The following is a 26,467-nucleotide window of genomic DNA, read 5'->3' on the forward strand; positions in this document are numbered from 1 at the left end:
TATTGTTCCTTGTGTCCTTCTTTATGGTGTCCATGTTGTTTATACTGTCTTTGCTTCTACAGTGTTCCGCACACAGCACCTTTCAGAGTTTCTAATTTCCAATATTCTACAATGTCGTCGTATTCTTCTTGTCTTTGTGGATCTTTATATGCATAATCTGGATTGTTGCATTCATAATTGTCTACTTGACATTGCTGATATTGGGGATAAATTTTGACTATATTTGCATCTAACCCTGTCTGAATATTGTAGTTTGGTCCCCCACTTACTAACAAAAAAGCAATATTTGCTTTTTCTTCATAATTTAAGCATTGGCAGTCTTTGCAAAAATATATTTTTAGATTAGTAGTTGTAGAGTTGCATATTTCATTTCCGTCTAAAGTTGCTTTTAGATACCTTATTTCTTTTCTCCATGAATCTTTTGTTTTTCCAAATATATTTTTGGGCATAATTGATGCATCACAAATCGTAACAGGACTAGGTAAAGTTCCCGTGGTTAAAGCATAGCCCCTTATGGTATAGACTATTTCTTCCATAATTTTTTTCGTTTCACGTATTTTGCTCGTTTTAATTAACGGCCCTATTAGAGTTACCCCTATGCCTAGTAATAAGCCAAGCACTACTAGTACGATCGCTAATTCCACCATGGTGAAACCATTTTTACTAAGGTTTAAATTCTCCATAGATTTTTAGAATCCCTTTTTTATTTTTATCATCGTAAGAGAATAAATTTTTTTTAATTGAAATTTTCTCTTGTAGTCCTTCCAAAAAAATATCGAAGCTTTTTTGAACTTTTTTTAAACTTCCTAGACTTTCCACTTCAAGGAAAATAGGAAAGGGGCTTTCTTGAGCGTATTCTTTCGTGGTTTTTTCAGATAATTTTTTGTTTACAGCTTCTCCTCCTGCTAGGTCTCTGATAATGAGATCAGGAGGTGTTATTTCATTTAGCCAATACAAAAAAACATCTAAACGAAATGTCTTGTCAAACTTGGATTTAGTCTCAATGTAAGTTTTTACAATTTGTTTTTCTTCTGGAGTCAATATATTATTTAATTGCGTTGTCAATTCTTCTGATTTTTTCTGTAAATAGGATATTTCTCTTTCTAATTCTTTATTTTTAGGGGAAAGAAAAAACCATATTCCATAATTTATTAATGAAATAAACAAAAAAATAAAACCTAATTTCCTTGCTGCATTTAAATGCCATAAAAATTTTCGATAATCTCTTGGTAGAAGACTAAAATCTTCAGGAACAAATAAAGCTCCAAATAATTCTGGTTCATCGAGAATTTGGTCTTTTTCTATGCCTTTTATAAAAGAAAAAGAAGGAACTATTGCTGTTAAACTTGTATTTGGTAACAGTTCACGTTTGGGACCATAAGAAATAATTCCTTTTATATTTATATTGAGAAGTCGTTCCCCAAAGTCGATAGCTGCTAATAATGCTTCTTCTATTTGGGAGGAAGTCGGACCAAATAAAGGATTAACTTCTAAGGTACGTAAAAAGTATAACCTGTTTCCCCCTGTTAAGGAAATATAGATCTTATCTTGAGATATGTAAACACTCAATGTATTTTCATCTGTTTCTTTTAGAGTTAAAAAAGCAATAGCGAGTTGCTCAGGATAAAGCCCTTGTAAACGAGCTTCAATATCGCTAACTTCTCTTATTAATTGTTTAATTGAACTATAATTTACCGCGCAAAAACTTACTTCTATCTGTGGGCCAAGTCCTTCTTCTATTCGAAATGAAATAGCTGGTGTAGTTTCAAAAAGTCCAAGTTCTCTAGGTTTCTCTCTTAGCTGTAGTTCAATTATTTCTTCTGGAGACTTAACAATATTTTCGGTAGAGAAGTGAAGCTCTGGAAATTCAGAAACTAATATGAATCTTTTGCTTTTTAGTTCTTGTTTGCGAAAAAATCGTGGTGGCTCTTGCACATTAAAAATAGTTCTTGCCTTTTTAAAAGTTATTCCTTTTATTGTCTCTTTGTCTTTCTTTATGACTAAAATTTTTCTCATCTGAGCCACCAAAATATTCCAAGAATTATTAGTAGTGTAGAAAAAATAAGAGGTAAAAATAAGTGATATTTAGTGTAAAAATCTCCTATTTTTAGACTTTCTAAAGCGTCAACTACAATTTCTTTGTCTATTTTGTTAGTATTTTTTGCGGCAGCGAAAAGTATCGCTCTGTCCATAATTTTATTAATTGAGCGTGGAATTCCTTTACTATGTTGATAAAGAAGTTTTCGTGCGGTATATGAAATCTCAAGGTTTGAGCCTCCGGCCTTTTCCCATCGAAAAAGTATGTAATCTAGAGTCTCTTCCCGCGAAAGAGAGGATAAACATTCGTTAATCGTTATGCGTTGAAGTAGTTGTGACAATTCGGGTCTTTTAAGCTTTTCTTCAAGTAAAGGCTGACCTACTAGTAGTATTTGAACCAATTTTTTCTTTTCAGTTTCCAGGTTGGAAAGCAAACGTAACTCTTCTAGACTTTCTGATGGTAAGTTTTGGGCTTCGTCTATTACTAGTATAAGGGTTTTTCCTTCATGGCTTATATTAATGAGATAATCCCTGAAACGTCTTAATAGCTGTTCCTTACTGTCTACGGTTGAAAAAGGGATTTCTAAGTCTTCAAGAATGGCTCTTAGCAAATCTATAGGAGAAAGCGTCGGGGATAGAATGATTGCGATTTCTTTTTCTTTGGGTAATTCATTTAAAAGAAGACGGAGCAAAAGTGTTTTTCCGGTTCCTGGTTCTCCGGTTAAGCTTATGAAGCCTTCTCCTCGTAAAAGACCATATTTAATTATTTCAAACGTTTTAACATGTGTTTCTGAAGGAAAAAAATAATCGGTATCAGGGGTGAGGCGGAAAGGATGGTCTTTTAGGCCAAAAATTTCCAGATAATCAGGTACTTTTGTCATTTATCCCGCCCCTATTTGTGATACCAGATCATAAATCGGCCCTATAAGTGCTAGGGCTATAATTAGGAACATAAGCCCTGCTATAATTATGAGCATTGGTTCTATTATTTTTGAAAGGGCTGTTACCAAGTGCTCAAGCCCTTGGTAATAGTAATCGGCAAGGTAGCGCAATTGTTCAACCAAGTTGCCTGTTTCTTCCCCCACTTTTATCATGCGAAGCTCTAGGTGAGAGAAAAATGACGAAACCTCACAAGCCCGAGTAAATGAATATCCTTCCTCAATACGTTTTTTGATCAGTTCAAGGATTTGGAAAAAATAAGGGCTTTTAAAGCTCTTTTGCATAATTTCAAGGGAACGCATCAGGCTTATCCCGGAATACAATAAGAGAGCGATGTATTCAAAAAAGAAAGCAAGTAAAGAGTAGCGTTTAATCTTTTTTAAAAGGGGAATTTTTAGCGAAAATTTTTCCCAAAAAAATTTACATTTCTCGTTTTTGATTACAAGAATGGTCCCCAAAGCTATTAATAAGGGAGGTAAGGAAAAATAGGGCCAGTTAGCCGCAGAAAATGACACAATTTTTATAAGTACCTTGGTAGCCAGAGGTAATTCGGTATTCATTTCTTGGAAAAGGCTAAGGATGCGGGGCAAAACAAAAAATATCCAAAAAGCAAGCGCGGCTGTCATAGAAATAAAGACAAAAGTCGGATAAATTAAAGCTCGTTTGGTATTTGAAATAATCTCGTCAACCCGCAGAAGATGCTCCGATGCTGCTTCAAGTGTTTCAGGAAGTTTGCCACTTTCTTCTCCCACAAGGGTTAACGCTTTCACTATGGGGCTAAACACATTTTCTGTTGTTTCTAAGCCTTCTGAAAAACTCCGCCCTTCTTCCACGTATGATCTAAGTTTGCGAATAGCTTTTGCTAGGGATTTGTTTTCAGTAGCTTTTTCTAGGTCTGCTAAGGCGTGTAAAATCGGAACTCCGCCCCGCAACATAAAAGCAAGATTACGGCAGAACTCTGCAAGTTCACGTCTGCTAACTCTTGAAAAGGATAAACCCCGTAAGCCCCAGCTTCTTTTTTGTTTATACTTAATGAGGATTATTCCTCTGTCCTGGAGACGTTGAAAAAGTTCTAAAACAGATGAAAACTCAGCGCTTTCTTTTATGTGTTTTCCTGTTCTGGGATCAAAGGCCTCGTATGTAAATTCAGGCATTAGCCAAGCACCCTTATGGCTTCTTCTAAAGCAACTTCGCCAGCAAGTATGCGCTTGCGGGCTGAGTCCCAAAGCGTTTTAAAACCCTTTTTTCTGGCAAAAGTTGCGATCTCAGTAGCAGGTTTTCCTTGGGCAATCATTTCTCTAACTTCATCGGAAAGTATGAGGATTTCGGTTACTGCCGTACGTCCGAGAAATCCTGTATCACGGCAGTTTTCACACCCTATGCCGCGCAGGTAAACTGCATCTGCAGGAAGTTGGTAACGCTCGAGAATCTCGTGTTCAGGTTTGTATTCTTCGAGACAATAAGGACAATTTTTGCGCAAAAGCCTTTGGGCTGTAATGCCAATTAGTGCTCCTGCAATGAGAGAATCAGAAAGTTTAAGATCCCTTAAGCGTTCAATAGCTGAGATCGTATCATTAGTATGTAAGGTGGACAGAAAAAGATGCCCTGTTAAAGCAGCGCGAACCGCCATAGTGGCGGTTTCTTCATCGCGTATCTCTCCGATAAGGATTACGTCTGGATCCTGGCGCAAAAAATGCCTTATGGCTGCTGCAAAAGTGTAGCCAATGTCTTCGTTGATTTGGGTTTGCCTGATAAGGGGAAAGCTATATTCCACCGGGTCTTCGGCAGTTACCACGTTTTTATGAAGGACATCTATGAGGCGGAGAGCCGCATATAGGGTGGTGGTTTTTCCGCTTCCTGTGGGGCCGGTTACTAAGATCATGCCATAGGGTTTTTTAAAAAGTTCTTCAAGGGCATTTACTTCTTCCTGGTCAAATCCAAGGCTTGTGAGATGACGCACTGAGGCTTTTACTGGGAGCAGACGGATGACCATATTTTCGCCAAAAACGCCGCGCACCGTAGAAATTCTCAGGTCAAATTCTTCACCCAGAAATTCAAAACGCATTTTGCCATCTTGAGGCAGGCGTTGTTCGGCAATATCCATTTCGGCCTTTACTTTTATCGCACTGATTAACCGGGGGTGAACTTGGTTTGGGAAGACAAACATGAGTTCGAGAATTCCATCTAATCGAAAATACACACGTGAGGATTTCTCTGAGGGAACAAGGTGGATATCAGCAGCTTTGTAACTTATGGCTGATACCATTATGTTACGAAAAAGTTGTTCTACATCGAAATTAAACCCGGGATTTCTTTTTAATTTTTGGAGAAGTTCTGCAATTTCTTTTTCTGGTGGGTGTTGCAGGAGATAATAAAAACGTTCAACTGTTTCTTGGATTTGGCTTTTGGGGGCTACATATAGTTCGTAAGGTATTTTTACCACTTTGTTGAGCGCTTCTAGGGTACGGGCGTTGAACGGATCTGCTATGGCGATGTGTAACTTTTCAGAAATTTTATATGGTAAAACCAGGGCCTCTCTGGCAAAGTTGGCGGGGATTTGAAGCAAGGCCTTTTTTTCCGGCAAGAGATTTTCTAGTTCCATGAAGGGAAGACCGCTTTGTTCGGCAAGTACGACGGCTACTTCAAAATCCGTAACAATTCCAAGGCGAACCAGGATCTCGCCTAACCTTTCTTTGGTGGCTTCCTGTTCCTTTAGAGCGAACTTGATGTGGTCATCTGAGATATAGCCTTTTTCTTTTAAAAGCTGGCCAATGGGTTTTTGTTTCATACCAACTCCAGGGAAAACTCTTGTCTTTTATTCGGTATTTTGGAGCAGACCTTAAAGTTTTTTCTCAAGAAACCGAAATAGTTGAAAAAATTGCAAGGAGGATTGTTTGTCATGGACCGTTTGGCAACAAGAGGCTTTACCCTGGTAGAGTTGGCTATTGTCTTGGTAATCATTGGTATTATTTTGGGTGGAATTTTAAAGGGCCAGGAAATTATTACGAACGCGAAAGTAAAACGTCTGGTAAACGACTACAAAGGCTATGTAGCGGCTATTTACACTTATCAGGAAAGATACGGAGTGCTTCCTGGAGACGATCCCGAGGCAACTACCAGGTTCCCCGATTGTGATACCCGCAACGGCGATGGTGATGGCCGCATGGATGATGAAGACGGTACCGACTGGGGAAGATATTGGACACATTTAAGATGCGCTGGAATTATTTCAGGCTCTGGTAATAAGCATCCTACTCATCCCTTTGGCGGTAGGGTTTATATCAATTACAACGATTACAACCTCTCTGGACATACGATTTGTTTCACAAATGTTCCCGGAGATATTGCCGCTATTATTGATTCCTCAAACGATGACGGAAATCCGAGTAAGGGAACTATCCAGGGAGATGGTTCGGCTACTACCTATGATCCTGCAAGGTCTTACAACCTTTGTTTCCGTTTGTAGTTCTTTGAAAGACCGAGGAGAGTGGGCCTGCGCCCATTCTCCTTTATTTTAGTACTTCAGGATTTAAGAGTTCCAGATAATCCCCACCCATGCGCACCAGGAGCACTTTGCGACGATTGGCAATGGAGATAAGATCCTCTGGGATCTGAAAAGCAGCAAGAACGGGAATAATCTTTCCTTCGTAAAAAGGTTCATAAATGGGAAGATTTTCCAGTTTTCTTTTAAATTCGTCGAAGTGCTCAGGTCTTAGCTGACTTTTTACTTCAGCCACAAAAACGGCTTCTTCGCCATTTTCAGCTACCACGATAGCGTCGTACTGGTTATAAAGGTGTTCTTTTTTGTATTCCACGTTGAGCATGCGTTTTTTTATTTTATAACCAAGACTTTTAACGAGATATGGGATGCCTGGGGCGAATATGTCTTCAGTAAGGGTGCCAAGGCGATTAGCAAGCTCTCCCCACTTTTTGTTGATTTCATCTTTGAATTCCTTCATTTCATCTTTGAATTCCTTCATTTCATCTTTGAAGGCCTTAAATTCCCGGGTGAGGAATTCCTGGCCTTTGCGGAGCTCAAGAACAGCCATAAGGTTATCGGTAGAAATCTGCTTTAGAAGTTCAAGCTCTCTTATGTTTCTGTCAATTTTATTTTCGTGTGTTTGTAATATTTCTTTGATTTCCTGAAGTTCCATATAATTACTCCACTAAAGTATTTAGCGAGTGATCAATTTTTCTTTCTTATATGAAAGATAGCACATAAAGAACCAGGAGTGAAGGAATGAAAGAAGGAGGGAAGGAATGAAGGGAGTTGTTACGGAATTTCAAATGTTAGCTTTAAGAATAACCGGAAAAAGCCGAAAAAAATTTAAGGATGGCAACGATTCTCATTGTTGATGACGACAAGAGTTTACAGGAATTCCTTGAAATTTTCCTGACCAAAGAGGGCTTTCAGGTTGCCGTGGCAGGAGACGGCGAGGAAGCCCTTTCTTTTCTTGATAAAAAGCAAGTTGATCTTATCCTGGCAGACATTCGCATGCCTCGCATGGATGGTATTTCCTTTCTTAAGGCCCTACGTGAAAAAGGGCTTTATCTTCCCGTCATTATGATTACGGCCTATGCTTCCCTTGATACAGCGGTGGCTGCCAAACAAGAAGGTGCCTTTGATTATGTGGCCAAACCGTTCAAATTAGACGAATTGCGTAAACTTATTCTCAAGGCCCTTGAAAAAGATAGTGCCAGGCACAGCCGCGAAGATGTTTCCCGTTTCATGGGTATAATTGGCAAAAGCCCTGCCATGCAGCGTATTTTCGACCTCCTGCCCCGGGTGGCCAAAGCGCCTTCAAATGTTTTGATTATGGGAGAATCAGGCACCGGGAAAGAACTCGTGGCGCGGGCTATCCATGAGCTTTCTCCCAGGAGGGAAAAATCCTTTGTAGTGGTAAATTGTGGCGGTATTCCTCCGAATCTCCTTGAAAGTGAGCTCTTTGGTTACAAGGCAGGGGCCTTTACTGGAGCCACCAAAGACAAAGAAGGTCTTTTTCTTAAGGCTCATCAGGGGACGATTTTTCTCGACGAGATAGGGGAGCTGCCTCTTGAGATGCAGGTGAAACTCCTGCGCGTGGTCCAGGAAAAATCCATCATGCCCCTTGGTGCCACCAAAGAAATAAAAATAGACGTGCGCATCATTTCTGCCACCAATCGCGATTTAGAAAAAGAAGTCTTGGCAGGAAATTTCCGCGAAGATCTTTTTTACCGTTTGAATGTGATAACCTTGACCCTTCCCCCTCTTCGAGAACGCAAAGAAGACATCCCGCTTTTAGTGGAGCATTTCCTTAAAAAATATTCCGAAAAAATGGGTAAAAAAATTGAAGGAATCTCTGATTTCGCCTTAAAGGCCCTTATGGAATATGATTTTCCAGGGAATGTGCGCGAGCTTGAAAATATTATCGAACGTTCTGTTGCCCTTGAGTCAGGGCCTTTAATTCTTCCAGAAAGCCTTATCCTCTCACGCAAAAAAATAGAAAAAAGCACAAAAGACCCTGCTGAGATTGAGCTGCCCCCTGAAGGTCTTGATCTCGAAGACCTTCTGGCACGCATTGAGTCTTCCCTTCTTAAGCAGGCCCTTGAACGCACTAGAGGCAATAAAACCGAAGCCGCCAAGCTCCTTGGCTTAAATTTCCGTTCTTTTCGTTACAGGCTTGCTAAATATGGACTATCTTGAGCTTGAAAAACCCTCAAAGACCTTTGATTTTCTGCGTATCCTTCTGATCCTAGCCGGCACTGTAGCAAGTTTTTTTTCTGTCCTGGGCTATGGTGAAATATTTCCCAGATATTCCTTACTTATTTTTCTAGGTTTCTGGGGCAATACCTTTTTTTACTTTTTGGCGAAAAAGAAAATTTCTCAACAAAAAGTCCTCTGGAGTTCGCTTTTAATTGATCTTTTATTGATCGATATTCTTATAGAGACTACAGGTGGCCGCGAAAGCCCTTTTATTTTTCTTTATCCTCTCCTTATTTTTGTGGCGGGATTTCATTTAGGGCGTCGAGGGGCAGATACCTTTACCTTTATTTCTTTGCTCAGTTATTCTTTTATCTACTGGCATCCTGAAAGACCTCCTCTAAACCCCCAGACTATCTTACAGTTTTTTGTACCCCTTGGAGCCATGGGACTTTCCGGGTTGCTAGCCCTGCGTTACGTAGAGGAGCGCGAGCGCACACGAAAAAAAATAGCAGAAACCCACCAAGCACTTTTTCGTGCTGAGGAGCTTCACAGACTCATACTGCAATCTTTGGCTTCAGGTTTAATCGTTACGGATCTTTCTAAAAAGATTATTTCCGCCAATCAGGCTGCCAAAGCTATTCTCCAAAGAAACGATCTTGAAGGACTTAGCCTCAAAGAAGCATTTGATGGCTTTGATTTTGTGCCGGAGAGTTCGCGCTGTGAGCTTTTGCTCAAAAAAAACGGCCAGCCGATATACATTGGTTATAGCTTTTTTCCTCTCAAAGATGAGAAAAAAGAAATATTTGGCTATAGCTTAATCTTTCAGGATATTACCCCCATCAAAGAAAAAGAAGAGCGTTTGCGACGTGCAGAGCACTTAGCAGCCCTTGGAACCCTTGCTTCAGGGCTTGCGCATGAAATAAAAAATCCCCTGGCATCGATTTGCGGAGCCGTGGAGTTTTTGAAAGAACAGGACCTGGTAAAACCAGGAGGCGAGAGACTTTTTGAGATTATAGCCCGTGAAGCCCAAAGGCTTGATGTTTTGGTCTCGGACTTCTTGCTTTTTGCTAAGCCCACTGCCGGAGCACCTGAAAAGACCAATCTTTTAAAGATTATTGGCGAGATTCAGGATGAATTGGCTTTAAAATTTAAAGAAAAAGACATACACTGGGAAATAGATATCCCTCCAGGGATCAATCTCAGGGTAGATGCCGGGCGTTTTAAGCAAATCTTATTAAACCTTTGCTCAAATGCCATTGAGGCATATGACGGCCGAGAAGCAACCGTACGTTTGGTTTGTCAAGAACAAGATGATCACCTTGAAATAAAAGTTATCGATTATGTCGGAGGGATCTCTCAAGAAATAGCTCCCAGGATTTTTGAGCCATTTTTTACCACCAAACCCCACGGCACTGGTCTTGGGCTCGCGGTGGTCTATAGCCTGGTAAAAGGGCTCAAAGGCCAAATAAACGTAAAGTCTTCTGCTTCAGAGACCTGCTTTAGCCTTAGCTTCCCCAAAGAGATTCTTTTTAAGAGCTAATTTTTTTTGGCCTAACCTTTCCTTTTAACGTTAGAGCTTCCCACTTTTTACCACCAAAAAATTTTAGTTAGTACGCAATGTGCCACATTATCTTGGATAATTTTTGTTTTTACTGCCCTATATTTTGTAGCTTAAGTTTTTCTTGACATATCCGATGAATTTTTACTAGCTTGAAGTGGTATAAAGTGGAATAAAGTGGTCGGAGGTGGTTTTTGAGATTTCGAGGGCGTTCCGCCCATAATCTCGACAACAAAGGGCGCTTGAGTATTCCGGCCCGTTTTCGCGAGGTGCTCAAGCACCGTTATGGAAATGCCACCCTGATCATGACTAATACGCCGGAGTGTTTGCATGTTTATCCCTGGTCTGAATGGCAAGCATTAGAAGAAAAATTATCAAATTCTCCTTTTGATCCGCCAGAGTTGCGTTTATTCAAGCGCTATTTTTTAGGCTCTGCTGAGGAATGTCAACCTGACCGCCAGGGACGTATTTTGATTCCGGCCCACCTCCGTGAAGAAGTCGGTATTGAAAGAGAGGTGGTTTTGCTTGGTATGCTTAACTACTTTGAGATATGGAGCCCAGAGCGTCTTGAAAAAGAATTCAAACGCGTGCGCGAAAATTTTGGCGAACTCAGCGCCTCTGTCGCCAACATCCTCAACCCAGGAGTCCAAGCATAAAAGTGTATTGCTTGCGGAGGCGCTTTATTGGCTTGGGGTAAGGCCTGGGGGCCTTTATGTTGACGGAACCGTAGGCCTTGGGGGCCACAGTTACGCCATACTTGAAAAATCAAGCCCAAATGGATTTCTCATTGGTTTTGAGTGGAATGAGTCCTCTTTAAAACTTGCTAAGGAACGCCTGAAGGTATTTGAAGGCAGGTATCAGATAGTGCGTGAGAACTTTGCCCGTATAAAAGAAGTTTTAAATGAACTTGGCAAGGGCCCTGTGGATGGTGTCCTGGTAGATCTCGGGCTTTCTTCTTTTTTGCTTGAGGAAAGTGGTGAAGGCTTCAGCTTCCTGAAAGACGAACCCCTTGACATGCGCATGGACAAGCGCCTGAGTAGAACCGCAAAAGACTTGGTGAATCAACTCTCTCGTTTGCAGCTTGAAGACTTGCTTAAGTCTTTTGGGGAAGAACGCTTTGCAGCGCGCATTGCGGCGGCTATTTGTGAGGCCAGGCGCAAGGCCCCTATCCGCACCACTAAAGAGCTGGCTGACCTGGTTTATCGGGCGTATCCTGCGCGGGCTAGAAGGGCTAAGATTCATCCAGCCACCAAGACCTTTCAGGCCCTGCGCATCGCGGTAAACAAAGAACTGGACAACCTAGCCAGGTTTTTAAAAGATGCCCCAGACGTATTGAAGCCCGGGGGACGCCTGGTGGTGATTTCTTTCCATTCTCTGGAAGACCGTTTGGTAAAACGTGCTTTCAAAGAAGACAGCCGCCTCAGGGCGCTTACCAAAAAGCCCGTGGTGCCCAAAGAAGAAGAAATCAGGGAAAACCCACGGGCAAGGAGTGCCAAGTTGCGTGCTGCTGAACGCATTTAGGAGGACAAAATGAGTGTTAGAGAAATGCCTTATGCCTTTAGTCCCAAAAGAACAAGAAAAGCAACTAAGGCCGAGGGGCTTTCTTTTGAGCGTTTGGTCAAATACGTGAGCGCTGCGGCCTTGCTTGTTGTCTTTATACTTGCGGCCTTTTTTATAGGGCGTGAGTACCTGACCTACAGCCGGCTTAAAAAAGATGTGAGCATCCTCGAACATCAGGTAGTTTCCCTTGAAAAGGAATATCAAGAACTCACTGCCAAAGACGTAGTACTTGAAAAAGCAAACAAATTAGGACTTCATCCCCCTAAAAAAGAGCAAATAGTTCGTTTAACCAGGCCATGAAAAAATATGTGTTGTTTCCGATTTTGGGGATAATTTTGCTTGGCCTTGCCGGCCTTGGGAGTACTCTTTTTTCTTCGCCTGAACCGTTTTATTTTGAGAATGAAAAGTCCCTTCACCTCGGGCCTATTTACGACGTGGAAAAGCGCCTTTTGGCGGAATCTGTAAAAAAAACAGGCATACTTTTAGTGCCAGAGGCCTTTCCGGTATCCAAAAAAAATCTCATGCTACTTGCCTCCCTTCTTAAAAAAGATGAAAGCGAAATCACTTATCTCTTGTCTTCCCAAAAAGGTCCGGTCTTTTTCCCTGAGGTGAAAAAAGTCCCTGAGCTACAAGGGGTTTATCCCAAGAGTTATTTTGAAAGGAGTTATCCTTTTAAGGAATATTGCTCTTCATTCCTGGCAGGGGAGGGGTATTACGGGCTTGAGGCCTATTACCAGCGGCTCCTTTTCCAGGAAGGAGCAGCCCTTCGTACCTCTATCAAGATTGAAAGGCAAAAAGTCCTTTATCAGGATCTTTTGCGCAGCATGAAAATGCTAAGGGCCAAAGAAGGTGCCGCTGCTGTTGTTGATATTTCTTCAGGGCGCATCCTGGCCTATGTGACCAAGGGTAAAAAAGACCTGCTTCTTAGGCCAAACATTAATCTGGCGGTGCTCTCTAAGGTGTTTGAAAAAGCTTATCAGGAGAGCCACTACGAAAATCTTTCTGATTTTCTGCGCGCCCTTGGTTTTGGAGAGATTACTGGCGTTGACCTGGCTGGAGAAGAACCAGGGATTTTGCCCACCGAAATAGAAGATTTTTCCGAGGTCCAGGCCTCTGGCATGCAGATTTTACGTGCGATGGTGGCGCTTGCCACTGGCACTTTGGTTTCTCCTAAGATCGCCTTAGAAGTAAGCTTAAACGGCGAAAAAAAGCCCATTTTGGTTGAAAGAAAAAAATTAAAAGACCTTACGCCGCTTTCCAGAGGCGGAGTTTGGTGGTGGGGTGGCAGCTTTAGAGAGAAGGCCTTTTTAATGGCAGGACTTTGGCCAAGAAAACATCCCAAGGTGGCCTTTATGACTTATCTTGAGGGGGTTAAGGCCTACGGGCTACCATGTTATTACACCCGCTTTATTCCGCAGGCCGTAAAAAAAGAAACTTATAAAACCTTGGCTCAACCTAAAAAGACCAAAGCCCCCACAGGCAGGATGCCAGATGTGCGTGGCTTAACCCTTAAAGAAGCCCTTGAGAGGCTTGCCCCTCTGGGTCTCAAAGTGGAATTTTCGGGTTTTGGTGTCACCGTGAAACAGTGGCCAGCCCCTGGCACACCACTTGCTAGAATTGAAAATTGTAAGCTGGTTCTTAGATGAAAAAAGTTAAAGACTTGCTCAAAAATTTAGAAGTTTTGTACGTGCGCGGTGAAGAAACCGCTCTCGGCGGGATTTCTGACGACTCGCGCGAAGTAAAACCAGGCTTTGCCTTTGTGGCCTGCCGCGGCGGAAAGACTGATGGACACCGCTTTATCTCCGAGGCTATAAAGGCAGGCGCTACAGCCATTTTTGCCGAAGAAAAAATCGATTTGCCTGAAGACGTAGCCCTGGTGGTGCTGCCTGATACCAAAAAAGCTCTTCCTGAGCTTGCGCGGGCCCATTTCGGTGCCCCTGAGGAAAAACTTACTCTGATAGGGGTTACGGGGACCAACGGCAAGACTTCGGTTACCTTTTTTATCCACCAGTTGCTTGGCTTATTAGGTCAGCCTTCTGGGCTAATAGGGACGATTTTTTACGATACCGGCATCAGGAAAGAAAAGGCCTCACACACCACGCCCGGGCCAATTAAGCTAAGAAGACTTTTGCGTGAGATGCTAGATGCCGGGCTATCTCACGTGGTCATGGAGGTTTCTTCTCATGCTCTTGCCCAGGGACGCGTAGCAGGTCTTTCTTTTGATGTAGCTGCTTTTACCAATCTTAGCCGGGATCACCTTGATTATCATCGCGATATGGAGGCCTATTTTCAGGCCAAAAAAAAGCTTTTCACCACGCATCTTAAAGCTTCGGGCCAGGCGGTAGTGAACGTGGCCAGCACCTGGGGAAGGAGACTTGCGCAAGAATTATCTGCGCCCGTCATTAAGATAGGGGAGGATTTAGGGGGGATGGTGACGCAGAGATCCCGCGCGGGGTACTCCTTTCTCCTGGTGTATGGCCAGAAGCAACAATCCTTGGCGACGACCCTTTACGGAGATTTTCAGCTTGAAAATCTCCTCATGGCTACAGGATGTGGCCTGGCCCTCGGCTTTTCTTTTGAAGAAATAGTACCTTTGCTTCCTAAACTTAAGGCCCCTCCTGGGCGCCTTGAACTTATAGGTGAAAAAAATGGTGCCTTATTTTTTGTTGATTATGCCCATACGCCAGATGCCTTAAAAGGTGCCCTTATGAGTCTTAGGCCCGTTGCCAAAAGGCTTTTGGTGCTTTTTGGTTGCGGAGGCGACCGAGATCAGGGAAAACGCCCCCTTATGGGCCAGATTGCAGAGGCCCATGCTGATCAAGTGATTCTCACTTCTGATAATCCCAGAAGCGAAGATCCTCAAAAAATTATCAATGACATCCTTAAGGGGATGAAAAGTAAGCCGGTGCTTGTTGAGCCTGATCGTCGCGAGGCCATCTGGGCTGCTCTTTCTCTTCTAAGAGAGGGTGATATACTGCTCATCGCGGGAAAAGGGCATGAAGACTATCAAGAGATAGCCGGAAAACGCTATCCCTTTTCTGATGCCCAACTTGTGCGCGAATTCCTCACAAGGGAGGCGGCATGATTTCCACTGAAGAGATAGTGCGCGCCACAGGCGGGGTGCTGTTAAACGGTGACATGGGCATTTGTTTTTCAGGAGTAACTCAGGACTCACGGCGCGTAACTCCTGGGAATCTTTTCGTGGCTTTAGCTGGCCCTCGCTTTGACGGACACGATTATGTTTTGCAAGCCATAGAAGCTGGTGCCAGAGGGGCCCTTGTTTCATATTGGCCGGAGAATATCAACATCTTTGAGCTTCACAGGGCAATTTCTGTGATCAAAGTACCTGACACTTTGAAGGCCCTGGGAGACCTTGCAGCTTATTATCGTCGCAAAAAGAACGCCAGGGTGCTTGCCCTAACAGGCTCCTGCGGCAAAACCTCCACCAAAGAATTTTTGGCAACACTTCTTGGAGTGCGAAATAAAGTCTATAAAAATCCAGGCAACTGGAATAATTTGATTGGTCTTCCCCTAAGCATTCTAAACGTTGCCGATGAAGATACTTGGGTGCTTGAGCTTGGTACAAGTTTTCCTGGTGAGATAGCACGCCTTACTGAGATCGCTTCTCCTGAGATAGCTCTTCTTCTTGGGGTTAAGCCTGCCCATCTTGAGGGGCTCGAAACCATGGAAAAGCTCCTTCAGGAAAAACTTGCGCTATTTGAAGAGGCCCCTCGTGCATACTGGGTTTATCCAGCGGACCAAGAAGAAATAAAAAACTGGGTTTTGGCACAAAACAAAGACGAAAAGATTTCTTTTGGTTTTTGCAAAGACGCAGACGTAAGGGGCGAAGTTTTAGAAATTACCCCACAGGGTACAAAGTTTAAGCTTGAGGTCTTTGGCAAAAGCTATGAGGCCTTTATCCCCCTTTTAGGTAAGCACTTTGTGTTTGACGTGCTGGGGGCTTTGGCTGCTTGCCTTGCCGCTGGAGAAGAAATTGAAACCGTACTTCCGCGTTTAAAAGACCTAAAAACCATAGACCACCGCCTTCAACTAAGGAAAATAGGCCCTTTTTACGTAATCGATGACGCTTATAACGCAAACCCCGGCTCTTTTGCCGCGGCTTGTGAGGTGCTTTCTGCCATAGGGCCAAAATTTAGCAAAGTCATAGCGGCCGTGGGAGATATGAAAGAACTGGGAGACCAGACCGAAGCCTTCCACGAAGAGGTGGGAAGGCGTCTTGCCTCGGTGTGTGATGAAGTCTATGCCGTTGGTAAATCTGCCCTTTGGTACCAAAAAGGTGGAGGAGATAAGGTAAAAACTTTTGCAGAAAAAGAGGCTTTGTATGCGGCACTTAAGAAGAATTTAGTAGCAAATTCTTTGCTTCTGGTTAAGGGCTCACGCGCAGCGGCCATGGAAGAAATCATTGCCAAACTTGAAAAGGAAGAAGCGTAATGCTTTATCACGTACTTTATTCGTTACATGATGTGAGCATTATCTTTAATGTTTTTCGCTACATTACGTTTCGGACTTTTTGTGCCATCATTACCTCTGCATTAATCGTCTTTGTTCTCATGCCAAGATTCATCGCGTATATGCGTAAACGCCAGTTTGGCCAGGTGATCAGGGAAATAGGCCCAGACCATCAACACAAAGCTGGCACCCCCACCATGGGCGGAGTGGTGATTATTTTTGCGGTAACTTTGGCTTCCCTTTTGTGGGGTAATTTAAACAATATCTACCTCTGGATTACTTTGGGGCTTTTTTTAATCTTCGGCTTAATTGGTTTTCTTGATGATTGGCGCAAGGTCTCACGCGGCAAAAGCCTTGGCCTTACCGGCAAAGAAAAGTTAGTGCTTCAGGCCCTAACTGCGGGGATTTTTCTTTTCCTGGCCCTTAAATACGGCACCTTTGACACCAAGCTTTCCGTGCCGTTTTTTAAAGAATTTCGCCCGGACCTTGGCTTCTTGTATTTCCCCTTTACCATGCTGGTGGTGGTGGGGGCGTCTAACGCCGTGAACCTAACAGACGGTCTTGACGGCCTTGCCACCGGACCTTTTGTGATTGTAGCTGGGGTTTATCTTCTTTTTGTTTACCTGGCCGGGCACGCAAAGTTGGCATCTTATTTGCAAATTCCTTATGTGCCAGGGGCTGGAGAGCTTTGCATTTTTTGTGGGGCCCTGATAGGAGGAGCCTTGGCTTTTCTCTGGTATAATGCCTATCCAGCAGAAATTTTTATGGGTGATGTGGGTTCCCTTTCTTTGGGGGCCTCTTTAGGGGCACTAGCGGTGATCTCCAAGCAGGAACTTCTTTTGGTGCTGGCTGGTGGCATTTTTGTGGCAGAAGCCCTCTCGGTAATGCTTCAGGTGGCTTATTTCCGTTTAACAGGTGGCAAGCGTATCTTTTTGATGGCGCCCTTACATCACCACTTTGAAAAACTAGGCTGGCCAGAGCCCAAAATAATCGTCCGTTTCTGGATTGTGGCCATCTTTATGGGGCTTCTGGCCGTAAGTACTTTGAAACTCAGGTAGAGCCATGGTTGAAGGAAGGCTTAAAGGGAAAACAGTAGTGGTTGTAGGCTTTGGCCGTTCAGGCCAGGCAGCCACCCGTCTTCTTTTGGTGGCTGGCGCAAGGGTTATTGTCTCTGAGGCAAGGCCCAGGGAGAAACTTTCCGCTGCGGTTTTACGTTCTTTTGAGGAACAGGGAGTGCTCTTTGATACCGGAGGCCATCGTCCTGAGACCTTTGAGCGGGCAGATTTGGTAGTCCTGAGCCCGGGGGTGCCTCCAGAGGCTGCGGCCCGTGCTTATGCCAGAGATATTCCGGTTATTGGTGAGCTTGAGCTTGCCTGGCGATTTCTTTCTCCTGAAAAACGCGTGATAGCCATTACAGGGACTAATGGAAAAACCACCACCACTGCTATGGTCACTGATATCTTGCGTCTTTCTGGGAAAAAGGTCTTTGTGGGTGGGAACTTTGGCACCCCGCTTTCTGAGTTTTTACTCACGGGAGAGAGGGCTGATTACGTGGTGCTTGAAGTGTCAAGCTTTCAGTTAGAAACAATTGAAACCTTCCGCCCCAAGGTAGCGGTTATTTTGAACATCACCCCTGACCACCTGGAAAGATATGCTGATTTTCAGGATTACGCCCTGGCAAAGGCCCGTATTTACGAAAACCAAAAAGAAGGAGATTATCTCATTTTGCCTGAGGAACTCTCTTGCCCCCTTCCTTTTCCGCGTTCACAGGTGCTCTTTTTTGGCAAAAGTCCGCAAAGGGGCGCAAGGCTTAAGCCAGGTGGTTTTGTGCTCCTGTTGCCTGAAGGAGAAGAAACTTACTCTTTTGCCGGTTTTAAACCTCTGGGGGAACACAATAGGCTCAACTTTGCCGTGGCCGCCCTTGCCGCACGACTTGTAGGGGCTAGCTGCGAAGGGGTGCGTAAGGCCATTTTGAGTTTTGTTGGCTTCCCTCACAGGCTTGAATTCGTGGGGGCTTATGGCGGGGTTTATTTTGTAAATGATTCCAAGGCCACCAATGTGGATGCTACCTGTAAGGCTTTAGAAGGGCTTCCTGGTCCGATAATTTTAATCCTTGGTGGCAAGCACAAAGGGGCCTCTTATAGGCCTCTTATACCCTTGCTTAAAGAAAAAGTACGCCTGTTGATTTTAATGGGAGAGTCCCGCTACGTGATGGCTGAAGACCTACGGGAAGTGATAGAGACCAAAATTGTCGAAAACCTGGAAGAAGCTGTCGCCGTGGCTATCTCTGAAGCCACCCCCGGGGACACCGTGCTTCTTTCTCCAGCAGCGGCAAGCTTTGATCAGTTTGAGAACTATCAAGAGCGGGGAGACATTTTCCGCGAGCTAGTCAAAGGCTATGCCCCGCAATTTCTGGGGGAAGATAACCGCGCTTCTATGGTGACGTATCACTGATGAAAATGGTGATTGCAGGAGGAGGCACAGGAGGGCATCTTTTTCCAGCTTTGGCCCTGGCCGAAGAGGTAACAGGCCGAGGAGGAGAAGTTTTGCTTATGGGAAGCGGACGCAAGATTGAACAAATCGCCCTTGAAAAGACCCCTTATCAGGTAAAACCCTTGCCTGTGGAAGGGGTTTTTGGGCGAAGCATCCCTGGCAAGTTTAGGGCCCTTGGCAAAATGATTTGGGCGACTTTTGTTTCCACCAGGGCCATAAAGCGCTTTGCCCCTCAATTAGTTTTTGGCGTGGGGGGCTACGCTTCAGTGCCCACCCTCCTTGCGGCGAAACTCCTTGGCATAAAAAGCGCGCTTCACGAGCAAAACACGATTCCCGGAAGGGCCAATCTCTTCCTGGCCAGACTTGTTGACAGGATATTTGTCACGTTTCCTGAAACCAGGCGCTATTTTCCAAAAGAAAAAACAATTGTTTCCGGGATGCCCATCCGTAAGGGGTTGCGCAGAGGCAGGCGGGAACACGAAGGAATCGGCCTTCTGGTGACCGGAGGCTCTCAGGGTGCACGCACAATAAACGAGGCCATGTTGGAGATTGCTCCTGCGCTTTTTCAGGCTGTGCCCAATCTTTTTTTGGTGCACCAAACAGGTAGTGCTGATTACGAACGCGTTAAAAAGGCTTATCAGGAAAGGAGCTTAAAAGCGATAGTTTTGCCTTTTATCAAAGATATGGCCTGGGCTTATGCCCAGGCTGACGTAGTGCTGGCACGCGCAGGTGCTGCTACGGTGGCAGAGCTTTGTTATTTGAAAAAGCCCGCTATTCTCATTCCTTATCCTTATGCGGTGGCAGACCACCAGCGGGAAAATGCAAGGTTTTTGGTAAAGGCAAAAGGGGCGCTCATGTTTTTGGAAAATGAGCTAACACCAGCAAAATTGCTCAAAGCCCTTACGGAGCTGCTTACTGATGCGGATAGACGGCGCGCAATGTCCCAGAAGCTTTCCGGACTTTTACCTGAAAATGCTTTGTCAATTATCTACAAAGAAATGGAGGCCTTAGCGGCTTATGCGTGAATATCGAAAGGTTCATTTTATAGGGATTGGTGGCATTGGCATGAGTGGTCTTGCCAGGCTGCTTTTAAAGCTAGGTTTTGAAGTTACCGGCTCAGACCTCAGACCCTCTGAAATTACGAAGATGCTTGAAAAAGAGGGCGCGCTTATTTACTACGGCCACAAGCCCCGTCAGGTAGAGGGGGCAGACCTTGTGGTTTATTCCACGGCCATCCCCCAGGGTAATCCCGAGTTGGTAAGGGCCAAGGAACTAGGGTTAAAGATTATTCCCCGGGCCCAGATGCTGGTAGAAATTATGGAACTTCACCGCTTTAACATCGTAGTGGCTGGAGCCCACGGTAAGACCACCACTTCTTCTATGCTGGCTACGGTACTTACCAGGGGTGGCCTTAGCCCCACGGTGGCTGTTGGCGGGCGGGTAAATGGCTTTGACGGAAACGCCTGGCTTGGCGAAGAAAGGGCTTATCTCGTGGCAGAGGCTGATGAAAGTGATGGCTCGTTTTTACGCATGAGCCCAGATCTTGCCATTATCACCAATATCGACGCAGAGCACCTTGATTATTACCAAGACCTTTCGCAAATTAAAAAGGCCTTTTTGGATTTTGCGAAAAAAGTAAAGCAGAAACTGGTAATATGTGCTGACGACAAAGAGCTTCTGGCACTTTGTAAATCCCTTGACTCGAAAGACATAATCACCTATGGCCTTGCCTCCCAGGCCGACTACGTAGGCCATATCGTAAGCGAAGGGGCCCAGTCTCTTTTTGTGGTTTATGAAAAAGAAAAACTCCTTGGGGAGATACTTTTGCCAGTCCCAGGGAGACACAACATCTTAAATGCCTTAGGGGTAGTGGCGGCAGCGCGAGCCTTAGGGCTTTCTTTTGAAGCCATCAGAAAGGGATTTTCTTCTTTTTCTGGAGTGAAACGGCGGTTTGAACTAAAGGGCCAGGCAGGGGGAATCAAAGTTTTTGACGACTATGCTCATCATCCTACGGAAATTAGAGCAACCCTTAACGCCTTTCGCAAGGCGTTTCCCGACAACCGCCTAGTGGTGCTTTTTCAACCCCATCGCTATACCAGGACCAAGGCCCTTTTTGGGGACTTTGTTTCGAGTTTTGATGAAGTTGATGTCTTGTTGCTAACTGAGATTTACCCTGCTTCAGAAGAACCAATCCCAGGGGTAACAGGAGAAGCCCTTTTCAATGCGCTTGCCCGGAGAAGATGTAAAGAGACCTATTTTGCCCCTGAGCTGTCTTTGCTTTTGGCCCGTGCCCTTGATGTAATTAAGCCTGGTGATGTGCTTATCACCATGGGGGCCGGGGACATCTACCGCACCGGAGAAGCTATTTTGGAAGAAATTGGCGTAAGGGAAAAAGAAGTAGCATGAACATTGCGGCTATTTTTCGCAAAGAAGGTCTTAGTTTAAGGGAAAAGGTTTCCCTTAGGCCTTTTACCACGTTTAAAGTGGGGGGGCCTGCGGATTATTATTTTGAACCTCAAAACTTTTTAGAACTCGCCCGCGGGATTGAAATACTCAAGAATGAAAACATACCGATTTTCCTGCGCGGGGCAGGGAGCAATCTTCTGGTGCGAGATGGCGGCATTCGGGGTGCGGTAATTTCCCTTGACGCTTTTGACTCTTTAGCGTTTGAAGGAGAATTCGTCCGTGCAGAGGCAGGGGTGCCCATTGCGCGACTGCTAGCGACTTGTGCTGAAAAAGGGCTTTCTGGGCTTGAGTTCCTGGCTGGGGTTCCAGCTACAGTAGGCGGTGCAGTGCGGATGAATGCCGGGGCTTTTGGTAAAGAAATAGGCGACTTTGTCCAGGAGCTAAACATCTATCATCACGGGCAATTTTACACTATCCCCCGAACAAGTCTTAAGTGTGGTTATCGTTACCTTGATTTGCCTGAAGAAGCTATAATCGTAGCGGTAACTTTGAGACTTTATCCTGTTTCGCCTACGGAAGTAAAAGAAAAGTTACTTTTCTTTCTTTCCCAGCGGAAAAACAAGCAACCTCTCAACATGCCCTCTGCAGGGTGCATTTTTAAGAATCCGGCAGCGGCTTCCGCCGGAGCATTGATAGACCACGCGGGGCTTAAGGGTTTTCGTTGTGGAGGAGCAGAAATTTCCCGCAAACACGCCAATTTTATCGTGAATTGCGCAGGTGCCCGGGCAAGCCATATTCTTGCCCTTATCGAATTAGCCAAAGAAAGGGTCTTGAGCCTTTTTGGGATAGAACTTGAGGAGGAAATCCGTGTGGTGGGCGAGGGTTAAAGGCTATCTCCGTGTTATAAGTATAGTTTTACTTTTCATTGGTGCGATTTATAGTTTTTTTTACGTAAAGCGCAGCTCTCAATTTCAGGTACGTGAAATCAGCATAGCCATCGAAGGTCAGGGCCGGCTCACTAAAGAAGAAGTCTTAAAGTTAAGCGATATCATGCTTGGCACCAATATTTTTGACATAAACCTCGCAAAGGTCTGTCAGCGACTTGAGCTTCATCCGTGGATTGCCAAGGCCTTTGTTTCGCGCAACCTACCAGACAAGATTTTTATCAAAGTACAGGAAGAAGACCCCATTGCCATGGTGGCGGGCAAAGGAGGGGTCTTTTTAGTGAACCAAGAAGGCAGACTTTTTGCCAAGGCTCCCCAGGATCTCATGAAGGAACTTCCCGCGCTTTACGGGGTTTCTAAGAAAGAGTTCCAGGAAAGAAGCCTTTCCCCGCGCAAGGTGCAGGTGCTTAAGCTTCTTTCTTACCTTAAGAAGAACGATTCTATGGTGCCACCCTATGCCAATATCTCCCAGATCAAGTTTTTGCCAGATGGCTTTGTGCTTTTGACGAAAGACGCCCTAGCGGTGCAGTTTGCCGGCACTTACTGGAAAGAATATCTGGCGGCTTATCGCAAATTAGATCGCATTTTTGTTTATCTCTATGATACAAAACAATATGACCAGGTGAAAACAGTGCGTCTTGATTATCCTGAAAACCGGGCAGCATTAATTTTCAAAAATAGAAGCTAAGGTGTCATAAATGATAGTAGGGCTTGATGTAGGAACAACTAAAGTCTGTTGCTTGGCCGCCGAAGAAATAGACGGCGAGTTACGGGCGGTTGGCTTTGGTATGGCAAGTGCCACCGGGCTTCGCCGCGGTGTGGTAGTTAACATTGAAACCACTGTGAGTTCCATTATTGAGGCGGTGAGGCAGGCTGAAGAGGCCTGTGGCGAAGAAATAACTAACGTAATCATAGGCATAGCTGGAAGCCACATTAAGAGCCAGCAGAGCCATGGTGTCATTGCCCTTAAGTCTGGAGAAGTTACCGAAGAAGACGTAAACCGGGTAATTGAAGCCGCGCGAGCCATCAATCTTCCCAACGACAGGCTTATTCTTCATGCCATCCCCCAAGAGTTTATCGTTGATGAGCAAGGAGGTATTGAGCAACCGGTTGGTATGAGCGGGGTGCGTCTTGAAGCTAAGGTACATATTGTTACCGCGGCTTCATCTGCAGTGCATAACCTGGTCAAATGTGTTGAAAAAGCCGGCTTAAATGTCGATGCGGTGGTGCTTCAGCCCTTGGCTTCAGCGCAGGCAGTCTTAACCGAAGAAGAAAAGCAATTAGGGGTGGCGTTGATTGATTTTGGAGGCGGCACTACAGACGTAGCCATTTTTCTTGAGGGAAACATGCGCTATACCAGCGCCGTGGGGGTAGGGGGGCAAATCTTAACTAGCGACCTTACCGTTGGTTTACGCACCACCATGGCCGCTGCGGAAAAGCTTAAGGTGCACTACGGGAGCTGTCTGGCCCCGCTGGTGCCACGGGAGGAATATATCGAAGTCCCTGGCCTTGGAAACAGGCCTTCCCGTAAACTCTCACGGCAGGTATTGGCAGAAATCCTTGAGCCACGCGTTGAAGAGCTTCTCGAAATAATCAATACCGAGCTTGAGCACTCAGGGCTTAAGCCGCGCCTTGGCTCTGGAGCCGTTATCACTGGTGGTTCGGCTCTTTTAAACGGGCTCATTGAGCTTGCAGACCAGATTTTTGAACTACCTACGCGTATTGGTTATCCCAAGAAACTTCCAGGTTTGGCAGAGGAGATTTATCACCCCAGGTTGGCTACGGTGGTGGGGTTGGTGCTTTTTGGGCGTGAAATGGGGATGGAGCGTCTTAAGTCACAACCCAAAAATCCCTTTAAAAAAATTTTTGAAATCTTTGGGAGGGGGCTATGAGCTTTGAGTTTTTAGAAAGCGAATACCAGGCCAAGATCAAAGTCATTGGGGTAGGTGGTGCCGGCGGAAACGCCGTGAATAATATGATCAGCAAAGGTCTTAGGGGGGTAGAATTCATTGTTGCCAATACCGACTACCGGGTGCTTGATCTGTCCCCGGCACCTGTAAAGATCCAGCTCGGAAAAGAGCTAACCAAAGGTCTTGGGGCTGGCGGAAATCCAGAAGTCGGGAAAGAAGCTGCTATTGAGGCTGAAGACGAAATCCGCGAGGCCCTGGCTGGTGCTGACATGGTTTTTGTTACCGCCGGGCTTGGCGGTGGCACAGGCACAGGGGCAGCTCCAATTGTGGCCCGCATTAGCAAAGAGCTTGGAGCTTTGACAGTTGCGGTGGTAACTAAGCCTTTTTCCTTTGAGGGTAAGCCCAGGGCCAAGATCGCTCAAAAAGGCTTTGAGGAATTGCGCCGCGAGGTAGATACCATTATCACCATCCCCAATGACCGTTTGCGTGCGCTCGCCTCTCCCAAAGCAAAACTTCTTGATATGTTTCGTCAGGCAGACGACGTGCTTTACTATGCGGTGCGTGGTATCTCTGACCTTATTCTCTTCCCTGGTTACGTAAACCTTGACTTTGCAGATGTGCGCGCGGTGATGAGTGAAATGGGTATGGCACTAATGGGCACCGGGGTAGCCAGCGGGGAAAACCGGGCTGAAGAGGCTGCGCAGCTTGCTATTTCAAGCCCCTTGCTTGATGATGTCTCCATTGCAGGAGCCCGTGGAGTGCTTCTAAATATCACGGCTTCGCCGGAAACCCTCACCATGGAAGAAACCGAGTTCATTTCCGAGCTCGTTTCTAAAGAGGCCCATGAAGAAGCCAAGATCTTCTGGGGAGTTGTTTTTGATGATGAAGCTGGAGAGGAGCTTAGGGTTACCGTGGTGGCTACGGGCATAGGGGCTGAGGAGTCGCTCGAAGAGCCCATGGCAGAGGTGGCCAATCTGGATGTGCGTCCAGCTCCTGAGATAAGGCCAGAAAAGCCTGTTGAAACCCCCAAAATTACCACTTTAACCGGACGGCGCCGTAAAAAACATATCCTTGATAAACTTCCTTCAGAGGAAGAACTCGAGGTGCCGGCCTTTTTACGACGCAAGGCAGATTAGTTGAGCCCATTCTGGGATCCGTTGCCGTTTTTTTCGGAACAAAAAAATGGCAACGGATCTGTGCAGTATTTTGTAAAGATCTCTAGTTTTTCTTCCCTGGGAAAGGGATAATTTGGGCCTTTTTAGGTGTTTGAGAAGGAGCTTTTTTTAGATTTACGCTTCGGCCGTATTTTAGGTCTGCGGCAATACGTTCAAGCATCTTGATAGAGTCAAGAAAGCCGCCTTCACCATAGACCATTTCAAGGAGCATGTCGTAGATGCGGATACAAGCCCCTAGCGGGGTCTTGGCGCGCTTGCGTTCCATGTCAATACGCCACTGAAGTTTACGAAGTTTTTCCTGGCAAGACGGAGTGGCTTGGTTTATGGTTTGCTCGATAAGTTCCTGGCGCATTTTTTCAAAATCTTTCGGGGACTCTTGGGCAAGGGCGGCCATTTCATCAAACCATTCATCAAAATCCCTAGGGGAAGTGTCCATGTTCTTCTCCTAAAATGGTTTCATTTTTTTGTCTTTAGGTAGTTCTTTTTTAATGGGGATTAGATTTTCGCCATAAAGAACGGTTTTTAACCATTTAAAGCCAAATTGCAAAAGAGAAAGATCGTCTTCTTTGATGCGTTCTATAGTTTCTTTATCAACTTCGTAGATTTGGAGAAACTTGCTCTCAAAAACAAAACGCCTGAATCTTTCTGGATTGGTGCTTACCATGAAAAATAATTCTAAGCTTTTTTGCGGCACATCAATAGGGCCAAGGGATTCCTTTTTCATGATGATTTCAGCCCATTCAAGCACAGGCTCTTCGAATTCGGGGATGCCTTGGGACTTACGGTATTCTTCAACGGTTATTTCTTCTCCTGAATCAAGTCCCTGGCAAAAACCTTCTTTTACCAGATAGTAAAAGTCTTCGTTTCGGCCTTCGTCTTTGTTGCGAAAAATGCCAAGCCCTAAAGGATAGTAGCGGCAGGCAAGTGGTCTATCTTCATAAACTTGGCAACCTTCTTCTGAGACAAACGGGCATGTTTTGTGCTCATCGTCTCGCATTTTGAGTCTTGCTACTGGGAGCTTGGATTTGGGTAAAATAAATGGCTCAGTATAGGCCAAGAGAAACTGATCAGTAGTGAGTTTGAGCCTGTTACGCAGGCGTATAATGTCATAAGGGGTAAGTGGGAGATAAAGTTCAGAGCAACATAACTTGAAGCAAGGAACACCCGGGCCACAGGTAAATTTGAATTTAGACTGTGGCTCAAGCTTTATCGGAACGATGATACGGTCTGTGCCGCGCAACTCGGTTATGGCCTCACCCATTAAAGCCTCCTGAAAGGTTTATTTTTATGTT

The 26,467-nt window shown here is 45.0% G+C and carries 25 protein-coding genes; 17 read left to right on the forward strand and 8 right to left on the reverse strand.

Annotated elements, in window-relative coordinates:
* Positions 1-56: 56 nt before the first annotated feature.
* The 5 genes from H528_RS0105785 to H528_RS0105805 are packed head-to-tail and all read right to left on the reverse strand — an operon-like array spanning position 57 to position 5,764.
* Positions 57-683, reverse strand: coding sequence for a prepilin-type N-terminal cleavage/methylation domain-containing protein (locus tag H528_RS0105785; RefSeq protein WP_022853391.1), 627 nt, complete (start codon positions 681-683; stop codon positions 57-59).
* The gene (locus H528_RS0105790) at positions 664-2,016 is read right to left on the reverse strand and encodes a hypothetical protein (protein WP_022853392.1); all 1,353 of its coding nucleotides are present in this window, start codon (positions 2,014-2,016) and stop codon (positions 664-666) included. The genes H528_RS0105785 and H528_RS0105790 overlap by 20 nt, the downstream gene beginning before the upstream one ends.
* Positions 2,013-2,918 carry an ExeA family protein gene (locus tag H528_RS0105795; protein WP_022853393.1) on the reverse strand — a complete coding sequence of 302 codons (906 nt, stop codon included), beginning with the start codon at positions 2,916-2,918 and terminating at the stop codon, positions 2,013-2,015. The genes H528_RS0105790 and H528_RS0105795 overlap by 4 nt, the downstream gene beginning before the upstream one ends.
* Entirely contained in the window at positions 2,919-4,130 is a 1,212-nt protein-coding gene (locus tag H528_RS0105800; protein ID WP_022853394.1) for a type II secretion system F family protein, read from the reverse strand.
* Positions 4,130-5,764, reverse strand: a complete 1,635-nt coding sequence (locus tag H528_RS0105805; RefSeq protein WP_022853395.1) for a GspE/PulE family protein — start codon at positions 5,762-5,764, stop codon at positions 4,130-4,132. The genes H528_RS0105800 and H528_RS0105805 overlap by 1 nt, the downstream gene beginning before the upstream one ends.
* A 111-nt stretch (positions 5,765-5,875) precedes the next feature.
* On the opposite strand from H528_RS0105805, the gene H528_RS12885 reads away from it, so the two are divergent.
* Positions 5,876-6,442: a prepilin-type N-terminal cleavage/methylation domain-containing protein gene (locus H528_RS12885; protein ID WP_022853396.1), complete on the forward strand. Its 567-nt coding sequence runs from the start codon at positions 5,876-5,878 to the stop codon at positions 6,440-6,442.
* Between the two features lie 43 nt (positions 6,443-6,485).
* On the opposite strand, the gene H528_RS0105815 is transcribed toward H528_RS12885, so the two are convergent.
* Positions 6,486-7,130, reverse strand: a complete 645-nt coding sequence (locus H528_RS0105815; RefSeq protein WP_022853397.1) for a DUF8196 domain-containing protein — start codon at positions 7,128-7,130, stop codon at positions 6,486-6,488.
* A 179-nt stretch (positions 7,131-7,309) separates the two neighbouring features.
* On the opposite strand from H528_RS0105815, the gene H528_RS0105820 reads away from it, so the two are divergent.
* From H528_RS0105820 to ftsZ, 16 genes are all read left to right on the forward strand, one after another.
* Positions 7,310-8,659, forward strand: a complete 1,350-nt coding sequence (locus H528_RS0105820) for a sigma-54-dependent transcriptional regulator (protein ID WP_022853398.1) — start codon at positions 7,310-7,312, stop codon at positions 8,657-8,659.
* Positions 8,646-10,199, forward strand: a complete 1,554-nt coding sequence (locus H528_RS0105825) for a two-component system sensor histidine kinase NtrB (RefSeq protein WP_022853399.1) — start codon at positions 8,646-8,648, stop codon at positions 10,197-10,199. Before H528_RS0105820 ends, H528_RS0105825 begins: the two co-directional genes overlap by 14 nt.
* 212 nt (positions 10,200-10,411) lie before the next feature.
* Positions 10,412-10,873, forward strand: a complete 462-nt coding sequence (mraZ, locus tag H528_RS12890) for a division/cell wall cluster transcriptional repressor MraZ (protein WP_022853400.1) — start codon at positions 10,412-10,414, stop codon at positions 10,871-10,873.
* A 7-nt stretch (positions 10,874-10,880) separates the two neighbouring features.
* The gene (rsmH, locus tag H528_RS0105835; protein WP_028845811.1) at positions 10,881-11,738 is read left to right on the forward strand and encodes a 16S rRNA (cytosine(1402)-N(4))-methyltransferase RsmH; all 858 of its coding nucleotides are present in this window, start codon (positions 10,881-10,883) and stop codon (positions 11,736-11,738) included.
* A 9-nt stretch (positions 11,739-11,747) separates the two neighbouring features.
* Positions 11,748-12,077 carry an FtsL-like putative cell division protein gene (locus H528_RS0105840; RefSeq protein ID WP_022853402.1) on the forward strand — a complete coding sequence of 110 codons (330 nt, stop codon included), beginning with the start codon at positions 11,748-11,750 and terminating at the stop codon, positions 12,075-12,077.
* The gene (locus tag H528_RS14620; RefSeq protein WP_022853403.1) at positions 12,074-13,423 is read left to right on the forward strand and encodes a PASTA domain-containing protein; all 1,350 of its coding nucleotides are present in this window, start codon (positions 12,074-12,076) and stop codon (positions 13,421-13,423) included. Before H528_RS0105840 ends, H528_RS14620 begins: the two co-directional genes overlap by 4 nt.
* Positions 13,420-14,862 carry a UDP-N-acetylmuramoyl-L-alanyl-D-glutamate--2,6-diaminopimelate ligase gene (locus H528_RS0105850; RefSeq protein WP_022853404.1) on the forward strand — a complete coding sequence of 481 codons (1,443 nt, stop codon included), beginning with the start codon at positions 13,420-13,422 and terminating at the stop codon, positions 14,860-14,862. The genes H528_RS14620 and H528_RS0105850 overlap by 4 nt, the downstream gene beginning before the upstream one ends.
* On the forward strand, positions 14,859-16,229 hold the full coding sequence (locus H528_RS0105855) for a UDP-N-acetylmuramoyl-tripeptide--D-alanyl-D-alanine ligase (RefSeq protein WP_022853405.1): 1,371 nt from the start codon (positions 14,859-14,861) through the stop codon (positions 16,227-16,229). Before H528_RS0105850 ends, H528_RS0105855 begins: the two co-directional genes overlap by 4 nt.
* Positions 16,229-17,305: a phospho-N-acetylmuramoyl-pentapeptide-transferase gene (mraY, locus tag H528_RS0105860; RefSeq protein ID WP_022853406.1), complete on the forward strand. Its 1,077-nt coding sequence runs from the start codon at positions 16,229-16,231 to the stop codon at positions 17,303-17,305. Before H528_RS0105855 ends, mraY begins: the two co-directional genes overlap by 1 nt.
* 4 nt (positions 17,306-17,309) lie before the next feature.
* On the forward strand, positions 17,310-18,701 hold the full coding sequence (gene murD, locus H528_RS0105865; RefSeq protein WP_022853407.1) for a UDP-N-acetylmuramoyl-L-alanine--D-glutamate ligase: 1,392 nt from the start codon (positions 17,310-17,312) through the stop codon (positions 18,699-18,701).
* Positions 18,701-19,765: an undecaprenyldiphospho-muramoylpentapeptide beta-N-acetylglucosaminyltransferase gene (murG, locus tag H528_RS0105870; protein WP_022853408.1), complete on the forward strand. Its 1,065-nt coding sequence runs from the start codon at positions 18,701-18,703 to the stop codon at positions 19,763-19,765. Before murD ends, murG begins: the two co-directional genes overlap by 1 nt.
* On the forward strand, positions 19,758-21,146 hold the full coding sequence (gene murC, locus H528_RS0105875) for a UDP-N-acetylmuramate--L-alanine ligase (RefSeq protein WP_022853409.1): 1,389 nt from the start codon (positions 19,758-19,760) through the stop codon (positions 21,144-21,146). Before murG ends, murC begins: the two co-directional genes overlap by 8 nt.
* Positions 21,143-22,033, forward strand: a complete 891-nt coding sequence (gene murB / locus H528_RS0105880; RefSeq protein WP_022853410.1) for a UDP-N-acetylmuramate dehydrogenase — start codon at positions 21,143-21,145, stop codon at positions 22,031-22,033. The genes murC and murB overlap by 4 nt, the downstream gene beginning before the upstream one ends.
* Entirely contained in the window at positions 22,014-22,778 is a 765-nt protein-coding gene (locus H528_RS14010; protein ID WP_022853411.1) for a cell division protein FtsQ/DivIB, read from the forward strand. Before murB ends, H528_RS14010 begins: the two co-directional genes overlap by 20 nt.
* Positions 22,779-22,788: 10 nt before the next feature.
* Positions 22,789-23,982, forward strand: coding sequence for a cell division protein FtsA (ftsA, locus tag H528_RS0105890; protein WP_022853412.1), 1,194 nt, complete (start codon positions 22,789-22,791; stop codon positions 23,980-23,982).
* Positions 23,979-25,136 carry a cell division protein FtsZ gene (gene ftsZ, locus H528_RS0105895; protein ID WP_022853413.1) on the forward strand — a complete coding sequence of 386 codons (1,158 nt, stop codon included), beginning with the start codon at positions 23,979-23,981 and terminating at the stop codon, positions 25,134-25,136. The genes ftsA and ftsZ overlap by 4 nt, the downstream gene beginning before the upstream one ends.
* 82 nt (positions 25,137-25,218) lie before the next feature.
* Here the strand turns inward: ftsZ and H528_RS14015 are convergent, their stop codons facing one another.
* Together H528_RS14015 and H528_RS0105905 are read right to left on the reverse strand one after the other, a co-directional pair.
* Positions 25,219-25,611 (reverse strand): DUF3135 domain-containing protein, encoded by a 393-nt coding sequence (locus H528_RS14015; RefSeq protein ID WP_022853414.1) that lies wholly within the window; start codon positions 25,609-25,611, stop codon positions 25,219-25,221.
* 9 nt (positions 25,612-25,620) lie between these two features.
* Entirely contained in the window at positions 25,621-26,436 is an 816-nt protein-coding gene (locus H528_RS0105905) for a YkgJ family cysteine cluster protein (protein WP_022853415.1), read from the reverse strand.
* Positions 26,437-26,467: the final 31 nt, after the last annotated feature.

The sequence above is a fragment of the Thermodesulfatator atlanticus DSM 21156 genome (assembly GCF_000421585.1).
In the GTDB taxonomy this organism is placed as follows: domain Bacteria; phylum Desulfobacterota; class Thermodesulfobacteria; order Thermodesulfobacteriales; family Thermodesulfatatoraceae; genus Thermodesulfatator; species Thermodesulfatator atlanticus.

Excerpts from the sequence above, each read along its gene's own strand:
- H528_RS0105785 (WP_022853391.1), bottom strand. The coding sequence starts at position 683 with ATGGAGAATTTAAACCTTAGTAAAAATGGTTTCACCATGGTGGAATTA.
- H528_RS0105790 (WP_022853392.1), bottom strand. The coding sequence starts at position 2,016 with ATGAGAAAAATTTTAGTCATAAAGAAAGACAAAGAGACAATAAAAGGA.
- H528_RS0105795 (WP_022853393.1), bottom strand. The coding sequence starts at position 2,918 with ATGACAAAAGTACCTGATTATCTGGAAATTTTTGGCCTAAAAGACCAT.
- H528_RS0105800 (WP_022853394.1), bottom strand. The coding sequence starts at position 4,130 with ATGCCTGAATTTACATACGAGGCCTTTGATCCCAGAACAGGAAAACAC.
- H528_RS0105805 (WP_022853395.1), bottom strand. The coding sequence starts at position 5,764 with ATGAAACAAAAACCCATTGGCCAGCTTTTAAAAGAAAAAGGCTATATC.
- H528_RS12885 (WP_022853396.1), top strand. The coding sequence starts at position 5,876 with ATGGACCGTTTGGCAACAAGAGGCTTTACCCTGGTAGAGTTGGCTATT.
- H528_RS0105815 (WP_022853397.1), bottom strand. The coding sequence starts at position 7,130 with ATGGAACTTCAGGAAATCAAAGAAATATTACAAACACACGAAAATAAA.
- H528_RS0105820 (WP_022853398.1), top strand. The coding sequence starts at position 7,310 with ATGGCAACGATTCTCATTGTTGATGACGACAAGAGTTTACAGGAATTC.
- H528_RS0105825 (WP_022853399.1), top strand. The coding sequence starts at position 8,646 with ATGGACTATCTTGAGCTTGAAAAACCCTCAAAGACCTTTGATTTTCTG.
- H528_RS0105840 (WP_022853402.1), top strand. The coding sequence starts at position 11,748 with ATGAGTGTTAGAGAAATGCCTTATGCCTTTAGTCCCAAAAGAACAAGA.
- H528_RS14620 (WP_022853403.1), top strand. The coding sequence starts at position 12,074 with ATGAAAAAATATGTGTTGTTTCCGATTTTGGGGATAATTTTGCTTGGC.
- H528_RS0105850 (WP_022853404.1), top strand. The coding sequence starts at position 13,420 with ATGAAAAAAGTTAAAGACTTGCTCAAAAATTTAGAAGTTTTGTACGTG.
- H528_RS0105855 (WP_022853405.1), top strand. The coding sequence starts at position 14,859 with ATGATTTCCACTGAAGAGATAGTGCGCGCCACAGGCGGGGTGCTGTTA.
- mraY (WP_022853406.1), top strand. The coding sequence starts at position 16,229 with ATGCTTTATCACGTACTTTATTCGTTACATGATGTGAGCATTATCTTT.
- murD (WP_022853407.1), top strand. The coding sequence starts at position 17,310 with ATGGTTGAAGGAAGGCTTAAAGGGAAAACAGTAGTGGTTGTAGGCTTT.
- murG (WP_022853408.1), top strand. The coding sequence starts at position 18,701 with ATGAAAATGGTGATTGCAGGAGGAGGCACAGGAGGGCATCTTTTTCCA.
- murC (WP_022853409.1), top strand. The coding sequence starts at position 19,758 with ATGCGTGAATATCGAAAGGTTCATTTTATAGGGATTGGTGGCATTGGC.
- murB (WP_022853410.1), top strand. The coding sequence starts at position 21,143 with ATGAACATTGCGGCTATTTTTCGCAAAGAAGGTCTTAGTTTAAGGGAA.
- ftsA (WP_022853412.1), top strand. The coding sequence starts at position 22,789 with ATGATAGTAGGGCTTGATGTAGGAACAACTAAAGTCTGTTGCTTGGCC.
- ftsZ (WP_022853413.1), top strand. The coding sequence starts at position 23,979 with ATGAGCTTTGAGTTTTTAGAAAGCGAATACCAGGCCAAGATCAAAGTC.
- H528_RS14015 (WP_022853414.1), bottom strand. The coding sequence starts at position 25,611 with ATGGACACTTCCCCTAGGGATTTTGATGAATGGTTTGATGAAATGGCC.
- H528_RS0105905 (WP_022853415.1), bottom strand. The coding sequence starts at position 26,436 with ATGGGTGAGGCCATAACCGAGTTGCGCGGCACAGACCGTATCATCGTT.